This is a genomic window from Tenacibaculum sp. TC6 (genome assembly GCF_050606265.1).
In the GTDB taxonomy this organism is placed as follows: domain Bacteria; phylum Bacteroidota; class Bacteroidia; order Flavobacteriales; family Flavobacteriaceae; genus Polaribacter.
Genome location: NZ_JBOCUK010000030.1, coordinates 15391 through 29019 on the forward strand (window position 1 = coordinate 15391; position 13629 = coordinate 29019).

Genomic DNA, 13629 nt, shown 5'->3' on the forward strand with positions numbered 1-13629 from the left:
AAATTCGAGGCTTTTGATCAAGGTTAGTGAGTGAGTGAGTTATTGAACAGCTTTTAAAGCATCAATATTTCCGTATCCATATTCTGAATGTTTGTTAGGATAGAAATCTGCAGATTGTCTCATTTTTTGTAAAACTTGCTCACGAGACCATCCCGGATTTTTACCCCAAATTAAAGCAGCAATACCGGCAGTAGTAGCTGTTGCTACAGATGAACCACCTACGTAGTTTTCTTTGCCGTTATAGTAGCTTAAAACAGGCACTTTATTATCCGTTCCGTTTCTTCTTTGCATTTGAACTGTGAAGTCTATTTCAGATCCTGTATGACATACATCACATTTGCTATAAGTACCTTCTTTAACACCTGTAACAGCTACTGTTTCGCTCATCCAAGCAGGGAAGATAACACCGTACCAAGTAGTAAATGAAGTAGATGTACCTCCGGCAGCAATAATCATTTTACCTCTGTTGTAGGCATATTTTACTGCATCTTCAACTCTACCTATGCTGAAAGGAGAACCAATAGACATTGAAATTACTTTTACATCGCTTCTGTTTCCTAAAGCAGTTAAAGCTTCAGAAATACCTCTTTTTTCATGATAATCATCAATAACAACATTTTCTACAGCTCTGTAGGTTACTAAGTTAGCATTATAAGCTACTCCTACCGGTAGGTTATCATTATTTCTTGGAGCAGTTGCTACAGAGGCCATACTTGTACCATGTCCACATTTATCATTTACTCCGTCATAGTTATCTGACCATGACCACCATGAATCTACGAATGTACCATACTTTTGAACGGTTCTTCCAGAAGAATACCCATCATTAAAATATTGATTCATCCATCGTTGTTCAGGAGATAATCCTGTATCTACTACAGCAACAGTTACTCCGGCACCGGTACTATAACTCCATGCCTGTGGAATTTTATGCGCATCAAAAGACCAAGGAACTCTGGCTCCTGGTACTACTGTACGATAATCGTTACTGTTAAGTGTTACTTGGCTATACCCACATCCTGAAGAACCTGAAGAGTCAGAACGTTGTTGTTGCTCATCAGAAGTAAAGAAACTATAGTCTGCCGGTTCAATGTATCTAACTCTGCTATCATTTAATAAAGCAGTTAAGGTTTCTTGGTTAGTAACTTTAACATCTAATACATTAATGTTTTCGTCAGCGTAAATTTCATTTTTGGATTTAGATGATGTTCTTTCTAGGCTTTGAACTAAAGCTAAAATTTCATCTTTAATGTTTTTTGAAGTAGCACTTCTTTCAAAGTTGGTTTTAGAATTACCATAACCAATCGTTAAAATGTTGTTACCATGTTTAAGAGCACTCCATATCGTATGAACATTTTGTTCAGACCATTTAAAGTCGCCTTTAGCTTCCAAAGATTCTTTGATAACTTTGTTAATTTCTGATTTGGTTAGTAATTCTTGTTGTTGAAGGTTTGTTACTTCAAAAGAATCATCATTCGTAGAGCAGGAAAGCATTGCTAAAATAATTCCTAAACTCAAAATTTGTTTTTTCATAATTAAGAAGAGTTTTTTGTTAACTTTTGACGAATATATTAAAAAAACAATATAAAATAACATTAGAATGTAAAAATAATCTTAATAAAATGTAAATATATCAAACGGAAAAAAATAAGAGAGACACAAAAAAAAGCAAGAACTTAATTCTTGCTTTACCTTATTTTTACAAACGTTTTATAGTTATTTTTTCAGTACCACTCTAGTTGGTGTATCCATTCCGTTAATAATACTTTCAGTTCCTTTAGCTACAGCTTTAACAGTTTCGGTTAACACACCTACATCTAACGTTTTTGCCTCATCTGTTACTTTATGATAATCAGGGTCAACATCTATAGGAGTTGTAGAAAACGTATGAGAAGGAACCCCTAATCGTGCTAACGAAGCGTTATCAGACCTAAAAAATAAATTATACTTAATATATGGATCCGGAAAAAGTTGATATCCCGTACCTTCTAAGTTTTTTTGTATGATTTTACCAAAATCTGAACGTTCAAACCCTGTTAACCAAGCTGTTTTAGGACCTGTTTTAGGTTCTTTTCCTATTAATTCAAGATTAATACCTGCTACAAATTTAGAAGGATCTATTCCTTTACCAAAGTATTCAGAACCTACCAATCCCATTTCTTCAGCGGTAAAACACACAAATAAAATACTACGCTCATTAGTTCCTTTGTTTGCAAAATACTCCGCTAAAGTAAGTACCCCAACAACACCAGAAGCATCATCGTTTGCACCGTTAAAAATACGATCACCGTCACCTTCTTTTTTGATACCTAAATGATCATGATGGGCAGATACAATTACAAATTCATCCTTTTTTGATGTCCCCTCTAAAACACCTATAATATTACTCATTTCAATACCATTATGAGTAAAGTTTTGACGATAACTATTTAAATCGGCAAAGGTTTTTAATCCAATTCTTTTATATTCATTCTCAATATATTTAGTGGCTTTTTCCATACCTTCCGTTCCCGGCTTCCTTCCTTCCATATCATCAGAAGCAAGTGTATATAAATGTTTTCTTACGGTTGAAGAATCTATAAGAGATGTAGGTTTTTGGGCTACGTTAGAAGAGGTTGGAGTAGTAGAGGAGGTAATAGATTGTTTCGTCTGTTTGCAAGCAAAAGCCAGAAAAATCAGAGTAAATAAAATAATTGTGTTTTTCTTCATGTTAAATTGATTTTGAACACTAAATATAAGCTAATTTTATTTCTTACTTTTGTTAAAAAATAAACCTTGAATATGCATTTATCTGAAATTCCTACTATAAAACACAGTAACTCAAATAACTTCTTTCTTTTAGCTGGCCCTTGTGCTATTGAAGGAGAAGAAATGGCCTTGAGAATAGCAGAAAAAATAATAACGGTAACTGACAAGTTGAAAATACCTTATGTTTTTAAAGGTAGTTTTAAAAAGGCGAATAGAAGTAGAGTAGATAGTTTTACAGGAATAGGGGATGAAAAAGCATTGAAAATTTTACGTAAAGTAGCAGAAACATTTGGGGTACCCACAGTAACAGATATTCATGAAGTGTCTGATGCTGAAAAAGCAGCTCAATATGTAGATGTTTTACAAATTCCTGCATTTTTAGTTCGTCAAACAGATTTAGTAGTTGCGGCAGCTCAAACCGGAAAGGTGGTAAATTTAAAGAAAGGACAGTTTATGAGTCCTGAAGCGATGCAACATGCTGTAAAAAAAGTTCATGATTCCGGAAACCATAAAGCTTGGATAACCGATAGAGGAACTATGTTTGGTTATCAGGATATGATTGTTGATTTTAGAGGGATTCCTACCATGAGACAATACGCGCCAACAATTTTAGATGTAACACATTCATTACAACAACCTAATCAATCAAGTGGAGTAACAGGTGGAAGACCGGATATGATTGAAACTATTGCCAGAGCAGGAGTAGTGAATAATGTTGACGGACTTTTCTTAGAAACTCATTTTGATCCGGCAAATGCAAAAAGTGACGGAGCTAACATGTTGGATTTAAAATACCTTGAAAAATTATTAACTAATTTAGTAGCTATTAGAAAAGTAGTAGTGTCGTTATAGGCATAGTTTTTGATTTTATCATTAAAGTTGTAACTCCCCATATAAAATGATGAAACGACTTTTATTTGTTATTGCCCTGTTTTTATTGGCTTGTACTGTCAATGCTCAAGAAGCAACAAGTTTTGAAGATATCCTAAACACATATTCTCAAAACTTAACTGCCAAAGGGCTTGCAGGAAAAATTTTAAAAGATTTTTCTTCTGATGAAGAAAGGGCTAAGGCTGCTTTTTACTGGGTATCACATCATGTAAAATACAATTTGTCGGCTTATAAAGAAGCTAAAAACAAAGTAATTGGCTTTCGATATAGAAATGAAGAAGAAAAAATAAAGAAGCTAGAAGCGATTAAAGATAGTATTGTAAGACAAACATTAACTACTAAAAAAGCAGTTTGTGAAGGATACGCTCAAACGTTAGCTAAAGTATATACACATTTAGGTTTTGAAAATGAAGTAATAAGAGGCTACGTAAGAAATTCTATATACGACATAGGTAACGAGCAATTTGTGCCCAATCATGCTTGGAATGTAGTAAAAATTCATAAAAAATGGATAGTTGTGGATGCTACTTGGGCAGCAGGTTCAGTAATTAATGGCAGATGGCAACAAATTTATGATGACTACTATTTTAACATTCCGATTAAACATTATTTAAAAACACATTATCCGGCAGATGAAAAATGGATGTTTGATATTGAGTTGACTAAAAAAGAATTTTATGAGCAACCTATTTTTACACCGGAATTTTTAAAAACTAATTTAGAATTAATTGCTCCGTTACATGGTACTTTACATATTGAAAAAGATAAACCTCTTACGTTAAAGATTAAAAACCTACTTACCTTTCAACGTGTTTTATACGGAGTAAGCAACAACCGATTTGCTAAACAACCGGATATTTCTTACGAAGATGGTATAGGGTATATACAAATTAAGTCCCTTAAAAACAGTGATAAATTATTTTTAGTCATTGATGGAGAAATATATATTGAATTTAAGTTGATTTAGTATCTTAGTGGCACATGCTTATGTGAAAAAGAAACCCATATGAAATTCCATTTAAAATATTTTATAGTATTCCTAATTCTCTTACTTGTTGAGTTCATTATAGCACAAACTAAAGGTTTTATCAGAAATACTATGGGTGATTTTTTAGTTGTTATTTTACTGTTTTATCTACTAAAATCATTTTTTAAAATCACTACAATGCAAGCGGCTATATGTGTGTTGATTTTTTCTTTTGTGGTAGAGTTGTTGCAGTTAACTTCTTTTTTAGAAGTAATAGGCTTACAAAATAACCGATGGGCAAAAATTATTTTTGGTGCTACATTTAGTGTTGGAGATTTAATAGCTTATACACTTGGAATTACCACTGTAGTGTTGGTGGAAAAAAGGTTAGCAAGAAAATAACCCATTACAAACGCCTGATTTTTCTTAACATATCTTCTAACCCATTTAGTTTTAATTCATAAACTAATGCCATCATTTTTCCTAGTTTATTGTTAGGAAAGCCTTTGTTTTTGTACCATACTAAGTAGTATTCCGGTATATCAACCAAATAGGTGTTTTTATACTTGCCAAAAGGCATTTTCATGTTAGCGGTATCTATTAAAAACTGTTTGTCTGGTAGCATAAAAAAATCCCGCTGTTGCGGGAGTATTATTTTTTATTCTTTTCCATCTACATAATCCTGTAAATATGAAAAGCGTTCTGTTAATCTTCCGTTTTCTGTCATTTTAGCGCGTGCTAAAATACCATCTTTATCGTTATTATAAAAAGCCGGAATCACATGTTCTAAAAACATGGTACCAAAACCTTCACTGGCATCTTTAGGTAACTCACAAGGTAGATTATCTACGGCCATTACTACAATTGCGTCCGGATCAGTATAAGGCACTTCACTTTCCGTTTTAGGATTGTATCCGTAAATAGGATCAGCTATGGTTGACGCTCGTAAAGTACAAGCTACCGGTCCGTCAATATCACAAGAAATATCAGCTACGTATTTAATCGCAAAATCCTCTTTTTTAGCATCTTCTCTGGTAAATAAAAACGGAGCACCATCTCCGTAAAAATGACCGGCAATAAAGAAATCGGTTTCTTTTGCATACGGCATAAAGTTGCTTTCATATCCGGTTGGGTCTTTATAAAATTCAAATTTATCACCCACTTTACCATCTTTTCTTTTGCTGTATTCCATCACATCTACTATACAATATACAGGTTCAGAAAATTTAGAAGTTAAATATAAAGCGTCACTTACTTGTTTAATCTTAAGGTGATCTAAAATCTCTTTAGCTCCGTTAGCTACTTTTCCGGTACCGGAAAGTAAAATTTTAATAGCAGGAATTTCTATGTTGTCTAAAGCTTGTTTTACGGCTTCTAAATCCGGTAAACTTTCTACTTTAGGTAAGGTAAAAGTACCTTCTTTTAAACCTAAGGCTCTAAAACCATTATAAGCACCTACTAAACCGGCGTAACGACCAAAACCAATTAGGCGGGCACCGTTTTCTTTAATAATGGTTTCATGATCGTATAACTCAATATTTTTTTGTAAAACTGCCTGTAATAATTTTCTGTTATAAGGCTGTTTTTTAATAGTATGAGAAAAGAAAAAGTATTTTTTGTTAGGAATTAAATACTCTGTAGGTACTTCTTTAACGCCTAAAAGAACATCACAATCTTCTAAAGTATCGGTAACGGTATATCCGGCATTATGATAAGCCTGATCTGAAAAAACACGAATATCTGAGCTTTCTACGGCAATCTCAGCCTGTGGATATTGTTTTTGAAGCCCTTGTAGTTTCTCCGGAGAAAAAACCACTCTTTTATCCGGTGGATTTTTACGCTCTTTTATAATTCCGAATTTCATTCCTTTTTGTATTAAAATTAAACAATTTGACTTTAAATGTTGTAAGTTATAACAATCTTGGCGAAAATACTTTTTTTAAAATGATTTTACAAGTAGTATTTTTTTATATTTGCATCCACTTATTTTTACACGGCTAACATTTAAATGTGTATTGAAAAATAGATAGGTAGTATGTTAGGCAAAAGTATACGTAACCGGTATATTTTTTGCTGTGAAAATAAAGCCATGATTGAATAACCATATTACAATGGGGACGACTGGTTTTGACAGCAAGAACAGTGAAAATGTAAGCATGCCGAGGAGTGAAATGATAACTCGCTAAACTTATTTCAACATTATAAACGGCGAAGATAACTACGCTTTAGCTGCTTAATCCGAACTATAGTAAGATTATAAGCCACGTCCCGCTAGGCGGGAAAGCTAAATGTCCACGAAAAGCCTTGGTTTACGGCGTTTCATTTATGGGCATCGTAAAAGTAAACATAGAAAACTTAGCACTTCGATGAGTTTTCGAAATTTAAGAAGATAAGCTAAAAGTAGGTCGTTCTTAATCAGCTTTTAGTCGAAAATTAACTAAGAAATAAGCATGTAGAAAGCCTTTGATCTGCTTGTTTGGACCCGAGTTCGATTCTCGGCGTCTCCACAAAAAATAACTCCTGTAAGTTCTAACTTACAGGAGTTATTTTTTTATAAAAGTTAAAACACTTTAACTTTTAATGTTTAAAATAATCAGTTAAGAACAATAAGGTATAAATTGATAATTAAAGTTTTATTTAATTAAAAAAAATAACATTACATTTATAGTAGTTTCAAAACCAAGTAACTATTTATTGATATTCATTTTGTACTATTTGGTATATTTCTACGTTTATGAGTTACTTGATAAAAAACTTTTTTCCTTTAAAAATGTTAAAATAAAATAAAGTGATGAAAAATTTAATAATTACCGCTATGGCCATCTTTACCTTTGGAATAACACAAGCCCAAGAGTGGTATTTAGATTTATCAGAAGCAAAATCGGTTGCGGTAGAACAAGACAAAACAATACTGATGGTGTTTGAAGGGTCTGATTGGTGTATTCCATGCATGAAGTTAAACAAATTAATTTTTAGTACAGATGAGTTTAGGGAATATGCAAAAGATCATTATGTGATGTTAAAAGTAGATTTTCCGAAAAGAAAACAGAATAGACTTTCTGAAGAACAGCAGAAGAAAAACAATAAGCTAGCAGAAGATTATAATAAGGAAGGATACTTTCCTTTCGTAGTATTGCTTGATAAAAACGGGAAAACTTTGGGTGAAACCGGATATAAAAATATTTCAGTAAAAGAATATATAGGAGAATTAGAAGCGTTACTAAAAAAGTAAAATGAGTGTTAACTTTTGTAAGTTTATGTAAGCTAATCGCTAATATAACATGAAGCCCTGAAAATAAATATTCAAATGAAATTTAGAAAGGTATCTAAAAAAGTAATGATAATTTTTTTATGGTTAAGCTGTTTTTCAGTAAAAGCTCAACACATTTATAAAAAATCTTTAAAATTAATGGGATGCCATTTTGAGGTAACAGTGGTTGCAAATACTCAAGAAGAAGCTAATGGGTTTATTGATTTGGCAACAGGAGAAATTTCAAGAATTGAAAAATTAATTTCTTCTTGGGATTCTAGTTCACAAACATCAAGAATTAATAAAAATTCAGGTATTGCTCCTGTTAAAGTAGATAAAGAACTATTTGATTTGATAGAAAGAGCCATAAATATTTCTAAGCTTAGTGACGGAGCTTTTGATATAACTTATGCCTCTATGGACAAAATATGGAAGTTTGATGGCTCTATGAAACAAATGCCTTCTGTAGCAACTATCAAAGAATCAGTAGCAAAGGTAGGTTACCGGAATATAGTATTAAATAAAACTAATAGCACCGTTTTTTTGACTAAAAAAGGAATGAAAATTGGCTTTGGAGCTATTGGTAAAGGGTATGCTGCTGATAGGGCAAAAAATCTTCTTCAAAAAAAAGGAGTGAAGGCCGGAATTATTAATGCATCCGGAGATATGAATACTTGGGGTAAACAACCTAACGGCACTGATTGGAAAGTGGCTATTACCAACCCGTTAAACAAACAGAAAGCCTTTGCTTTGTTGCCTATTTTAAATGGCGCAGTAGTTACTTCAGGGAATTATGAAAAATTTGTAATGTTTAATGGAAAGCGATATGCTCATATTATAGATCCGAGAACAGGTTATCCTTCTACAGGCATTATAAGTGCTACGGTATTTGCTCCTAAAGCCGAATTAGCTGATGCTTTGGCTACTTCTTTATTTGTAATGGGTATAGAAAGCGGTTTGGATAGAATAAACCAATTACCTAATATAGAGTGTGTTATTATTGATGAAAAAGGGAATGTAATTACTTCAAATAATGTAAAAATAGATAAACAATGATAAAAAAAGGATTAATAATCGCTTTTTGTACGGTAACTTTTAGCTCGTGCGTAGCAGTTAAAGAATACGAGAAGGTAAATATAAATGATCCGGATATGGTATTGGCAGATAAAAAATCGCAGAAATATGTAAAAACCTTTCATTCTTATAGAGAGAGTGCTGTAGGAGGAAATGGAGGTAAAACAGGCGGAGGTTGTGGCTGTAATTAACTATAGTAATACCATTAAGTAATATTAAGTGTTTGTAAAAAAAATAATTACGTGAAGATTTTAAAAATTTTATGTTTTTTTCTTATATCAGTAGCATTAAATGCACAAGAAAATCAGGAAAAAAAGACGTATAAGAAAAGAGTTTTAGAAGCTACTGAACTGGAGTTGTTAGCTAGTTATTATACACAAGATGGTAGTAATGCATCAGTTACGGGAGGGATTGGAACAGAGAAGTTATCTGATGTGGCTACAGATATAGTAGTGTCAATTCCTTTAAATGATGATGATATACTAATAGTTGATGCGGGTATTTCTGCTTACACTTCTGCTTCTTCCAGTAATTTGAACCCTTTTGATGGAAAACAACCGGCTGATCCGTTTGTTGCTAGCTCCGGAGCTTCTCAAGCTGATAATCTTATCAGTGTTTCAGGTACCTATTCACATAGTTCAGAAGATAGAAATACCGTTTGGTCGGCAAATGTGTCTTTTGCCAATGAGTTTGATTATACTTCTTTTGGTTTTGGAGGAAGTATTACCAAGTTGTTTAATGAAAAAAACACTGAGTTAAGTGTTAACGCCAATGTTTTTTTAGATTCTTGGAGTGTTATTTATCCATATGAATTAGGAGGAGGAAGAGGAGGAGAAGGACATAATTGGAAGCCTTTTAATATTAATGATTATGTGGTAACAGGAAATCTTAATTACCTTCCTAAATTTACACCTTATAATAAAACAAATAGAAATACCTATTCTTTAGGGATAAGTTTTAGTCAAATTCTATCAAAAAGGGCACAAATGTCTTTCTTATTAGACCTTACTCAGCAAGAAGGACTTTTAGCAAATCATATGCAACGTGTGTATTTTAGTGATGTAGCAAATACGTATATTGAAAATTTTCATTTAGCCGATGATGTAGAACGATTACCCGGTACTAGATTTAAAACAGCTTTAGGAACCCGTTTTAATTATTATATCAATGAGCAATTTGTAGTTCGTACTTTTTATAGGTATTATTTTGATAATTGGAACATACAATCACATACAGCTAGCATAGAATTACCTTTTAAGTTAACAGATAAATGGACTTTATATCCTTCTTATCGTTATTATACTCAAACAGCAGCAACTTATTTTGCCCCTTACGATCAACATATTTCTACAAGTAGTTTTTATACTTCTGATTATGATTTATCTATGTTTATTGCACACCAATATGGTGTAGGAGTATCTTATAGTAACCCGTTTTCAAGCTTTAAAATCAGTAAGTTTAGATTTAAGAGCTTTGATATTAAATATGATTATTATAAACGAAATACAGGCTTAAAAGCAAGTATTATTAGTGGAGGAGCCACGTTTATTTTTGATTAAAGCTTTTTAGTAGAAATATTACAGAGATTACGTTACTCATACTAAAAATAAAACTCTTTTCTGTATCTATTTGTAAGTAAGGAATAAATTTACTCTCTGAATAACTTTGGTTATAATCTATAAAATAATAGGAGTAGATATACTTTAATACAATCAAACCAGTGTTTAGAATGAGCATTACACTCACGCAGCACGGTTTCCAGGACTCAGAATGGGCGTTACACTCATGCAGGGCGGTTTCCAGAGTTTAAAATTGGCGTTACACTCACGCAGCACGGTTTCCAGAACTCAGAATGGGCATTACACTGATGCAGGACGGTTTCCAGAACTCAGAATGGGTATTAAACTGATACAGGGCGGTTTTTTAAGGTGTAGAAAAAAATGTGCTAAATAAATTAAAAGTTTTATAGTTTTAAAGGTGTATTCTATATTATTAGCGGTATCTTTACAATACTTAAGAGACGTCTTAAGTTCTTTTTCATAGCAATTTTCCCACTTAATTTTTTAAGTGGGTTTCTTTTTTTAGAATATTTTTAAACCCCTCCATTAACATACATTTTAAGCCTAGAAGATTGATTTTGTGGTAATAAAAAAAGATTGCCTTTTCAGACAATCTTTCACCATTTTAATTATAACATTTATTATAAAAGAAATACTATTCTTTTTACTAAATAAGTTCAACGTTAAAAGCATTTAACCCTTTGTTCCCTTGCTCTGTGTCAAAACGAACTTTATCATTCTCACTAATATTATCAATCAATCCTGAGTTATGAACAAAAATATCTTTTCCTGTTTCTGTTGATGTGATAAATCCAAATCCTTTTGTGTTGTTGAAAAATTTTACTGTGCCTTCTTGCATTTGTATTAAAATTTAAATTATAAATATTGTTGTTTAAGAGAACTCTTACAAATCATATTTATATAGCATAATACTATAAAAACAGTTACAATGTTTTCTAAACACATAAAACGATAGAGGAATGATGAAATAAAAAAAGGCAAGAAGAGAGTATTCTCTCAAAAAAACTAATTACTAAATAAAACCTTACAATTAATAAGTGTTCGTCTTGAACAGAACAAATGTAGGCTATTTAATTTATAAATCACTCATTTTTAGGTTTTATTATTTTTTTATTGTTAAAATACTTGTATTAAAGTAAGTATTACACTCACGCATGACGGTTTCCAGAACTCAGAATGGGCGTTACACTCACGCAGCACGGTTTCCAGAACTCAGAATTGGCATTACACTGACGCAGCAGGGTTTCCAGAGTTTAGAATTGGCATTACACTGACGCAGGACGCTTTCCAGAACTTAGAATGGGCGTTACACTCACGCAGCACGGTTTCCAGAACTCAGAATGGGCGTTACACTGACGCAGCACGGTTTCCGGAACTCAGAATTGGCATTACACTGACGCAGCACGGTTTCCAGAGTTTAGAATGGGCATTACACTGATGCAGGACGCTTTCCAGAACTCAGAATGGGCGTTACACTCACGCAGCACGGTTTCCAGAACTTAGATGAGCGTTACACTGATGCAGGAGTTTTTTTAGCTAGTTTTTATAAAATTTTGATGGCTGTAACAAGCGTTATTTTTATGTTAAAAAGTACTGGAGTTACTAGGTGATAATCATTTAATTGTATATTTATCAGTGCTATATGATGCAATACTACATTGCCTTCAACAAAAATTGTTAATCTTAAAAAAATAAAAATTGTATGATTCAACCTACATTTTACAAGTTTAAAAACTTAGAAATTATACAGTATTTAACCCAAGTGTTAGATATGGTAAACAAAGTAGATATTGATAGTTTACTATTAACGGAGCCTGTAAATGCGCTTAATGTTAAATTAGCCACTTTGCAGGAAGTGTATAAACAAACACAAGGAAGTAGTATAACTAAGGAATTACAGGAAATAGATGCACGCAGAGATAATGCTATTATAGGTATAAGAGGCGTTATTTCATCTTATTTATATCATTATGCCCCAAACGTTGTAATAGCGGCAGAGCAATTACTGGCAACTATTGATAAGCATGGAGCGGGGATTGCCAGAAGAACTTATAATGAGCAAACAGGTATTGTTAATTCAATTCTAAAAGACATTGAAAAGGAAAGTGTATTAACTGAGGCAGTAACAGCTTTACAACTTACTACTTGGGTAAACGAATTAAAAGACGCCAATACCTTATTTAATGCAAAGTTTGTAGAACGTGTAGAAGAAACAGTAGTGAGTCCTATCGTTAATTTTGCGGGGCTACGTTTAGAGGCAATTACCATGTTTCAAGGGTTAACAGATTATGTAAAAGCCTATGATACCTTAACCGATAACCCTGTTTATAAAGAAATCTTAGATAAAGTTGATAGCTTAACGATTAGTTATCATCAAACAATAGAGGGGAGATTAAACTCACCATCTGAGGATGAAATATCTAATGATACTTCAGCAGAAGAATCGTCTTCTGAAGAAGATACTCCAACAGTTTCATAAGTAGCTGTTGAGAAGTTAAAAAAGGCTTACCATTTGTAAGTATACTCATCATATATCAATTTTCCGTAACCTATGAATATAGGTTGCGGTTTTTTATGATTATCAATAAGGGTATACCCGACATTACGAAAGAATGATTATCTATTGAAACAAAATAAAGTGTTTAATTTGAGCTTTAACACTCAACTCTAATAGGAGTACTCTTAAAAAAATAGATACCTACATTTTATAAGCTTTGTTCGTAATGTCGGGAATAATGTTTACTCTCTAATTTTTATGGTCATCTATCACCTTAGTATCTCTATATTTACAGCAAGGATGAAGGTTGTTGTAATCTTCATCAGTTGCCTTTGTTTCCTGCGTATCGTGTCCTGCTTTGGCAATATTTTCTTCGATTGCTTTTATAGCGGTTTTGCGTTCGTCAAAAATTAAATCTAAATCATGTGTTTTTACATTCCAAACGGCATATTTAACGCCTTTGGTAGCCAACGCAGCTTTTTCAATTCTTTTTTTACACATCATACAAACTCCATCTACCTTAATAGTAGTTTTTGCATTCTTTTTCTTTTCCTGTGCCTGCATTGTAGCACAAAATAGTACCATGGTTATGGTTAAAATTAGGTGTTTCATATTTTATTAA

At 32.6% G+C, this 13629-nt stretch carries 14 protein-coding genes and 1 other RNA gene; 9 read left to right on the plus strand and 6 right to left on the minus strand.

Features of this window, described 5'->3' with window-relative positions:
• Positions 1-39 precede the first annotated feature (39 nt).
• Complete coding sequence (locus ACQY1Q_RS13860; protein WP_431005920.1) at positions 40-1533, minus strand: S8 family peptidase; 1494 nt, start codon at positions 1531-1533, stop codon at positions 40-42.
• A 183-nt stretch (positions 1534-1716) separates the two neighbouring features.
• Positions 1717-2709: a M28 family peptidase gene (locus tag ACQY1Q_RS13865; RefSeq protein ID WP_431005921.1), complete on the minus strand. Its 993-nt coding sequence runs from the start codon at positions 2707-2709 to the stop codon at positions 1717-1719.
• Positions 2710-2781: 72 nt separating this feature from the next.
• On the opposite strand from ACQY1Q_RS13865, the gene kdsA reads away from it, so the two are divergent.
• Genes kdsA through ACQY1Q_RS13880 form a run of 3 tightly spaced genes read left to right on the plus strand, consistent with a single transcriptional unit; the run spans position 2782 to position 5008 of the window.
• On the plus strand, positions 2782-3600 hold the full coding sequence (gene kdsA / locus ACQY1Q_RS13870; RefSeq protein ID WP_431005922.1) for a 3-deoxy-8-phosphooctulonate synthase: 819 nt from the start codon (positions 2782-2784) through the stop codon (positions 3598-3600).
• A gap of 46 nt (positions 3601-3646) precedes the next feature.
• Positions 3647-4606 carry a transglutaminase domain-containing protein gene (locus tag ACQY1Q_RS13875; RefSeq protein ID WP_431005923.1) on the plus strand — a complete coding sequence of 320 codons (960 nt, stop codon included), beginning with the start codon at positions 3647-3649 and terminating at the stop codon, positions 4604-4606.
• A 39-nt stretch (positions 4607-4645) separates the two neighbouring features.
• Complete coding sequence (locus ACQY1Q_RS13880; RefSeq protein WP_431005924.1) at positions 4646-5008, plus strand: DUF2809 domain-containing protein; 363 nt, start codon at positions 4646-4648, stop codon at positions 5006-5008.
• 4 nt (positions 5009-5012) lie between these two features.
• Here the strand turns inward: ACQY1Q_RS13880 and ACQY1Q_RS13885 are convergent, their stop codons facing one another.
• The gene (locus tag ACQY1Q_RS13885) at positions 5013-5231 is read right to left on the minus strand and encodes a DUF3820 family protein (protein WP_431005925.1); all 219 of its coding nucleotides are present in this window, start codon (positions 5229-5231) and stop codon (positions 5013-5015) included.
• A 33-nt stretch (positions 5232-5264) separates the two neighbouring features.
• The gene (locus ACQY1Q_RS13890) at positions 5265-6470 is read right to left on the minus strand and encodes an NAD(P)-dependent oxidoreductase (protein WP_431005926.1); all 1206 of its coding nucleotides are present in this window, start codon (positions 6468-6470) and stop codon (positions 5265-5267) included.
• A gap of 249 nt (positions 6471-6719) precedes the next feature.
• Here ACQY1Q_RS13890 and ssrA point away from each other — a divergent pair.
• The 5 genes from ssrA (at position 6720) to ACQY1Q_RS13915 (ending at position 10489) form a co-directional block, all read left to right on the plus strand.
• Positions 6720-7116: a transfer-messenger RNA gene (gene ssrA, locus ACQY1Q_RS13895) on the plus strand.
• Between the two features lie 281 nt (positions 7117-7397).
• Positions 7398-7838 carry a thioredoxin family protein gene (locus ACQY1Q_RS13900; RefSeq protein ID WP_431005927.1) on the plus strand — a complete coding sequence of 147 codons (441 nt, stop codon included), beginning with the start codon at positions 7398-7400 and terminating at the stop codon, positions 7836-7838.
• A gap of 75 nt (positions 7839-7913) precedes the next feature.
• The gene (locus ACQY1Q_RS13905) at positions 7914-8912 is read left to right on the plus strand and encodes an FAD:protein FMN transferase (RefSeq protein ID WP_431005928.1); all 999 of its coding nucleotides are present in this window, start codon (positions 7914-7916) and stop codon (positions 8910-8912) included.
• Positions 8909-9121, plus strand: coding sequence for a DUF4266 domain-containing protein (locus ACQY1Q_RS13910; protein WP_431005929.1), 213 nt, complete (start codon positions 8909-8911; stop codon positions 9119-9121). The genes ACQY1Q_RS13905 and ACQY1Q_RS13910 overlap by 4 nt, the downstream gene beginning before the upstream one ends.
• Before the next feature lie 57 nt (positions 9122-9178).
• A complete protein-coding gene (locus tag ACQY1Q_RS13915) occupies positions 9179-10489 on the plus strand; it encodes a DUF3570 domain-containing protein (RefSeq protein ID WP_431005943.1) in 1311 nt (436 codons plus the stop codon).
• A 667-nt stretch (positions 10490-11156) separates the two neighbouring features.
• Here ACQY1Q_RS13915 and ACQY1Q_RS13920 read toward each other — a convergent pair.
• Entirely contained in the window at positions 11157-11348 is a 192-nt protein-coding gene (locus ACQY1Q_RS13920) for a cold-shock protein (protein ID WP_431005930.1), read from the minus strand.
• Between the two features lie 864 nt (positions 11349-12212).
• Between ACQY1Q_RS13920 and ACQY1Q_RS13925 the strand changes: the two genes are divergently transcribed.
• Complete coding sequence (locus tag ACQY1Q_RS13925; RefSeq protein WP_431005931.1) at positions 12213-12989, plus strand: DUF6261 family protein; 777 nt, start codon at positions 12213-12215, stop codon at positions 12987-12989.
• A gap of 267 nt (positions 12990-13256) precedes the next feature.
• On the opposite strand, the gene ACQY1Q_RS13930 is transcribed toward ACQY1Q_RS13925, so the two are convergent.
• A complete protein-coding gene (locus ACQY1Q_RS13930; protein WP_431005932.1) occupies positions 13257-13619 on the minus strand; it encodes a heavy-metal-associated domain-containing protein in 363 nt (120 codons plus the stop codon).
• Between the last annotated feature and the right edge of the window lie 10 nt (positions 13620-13629).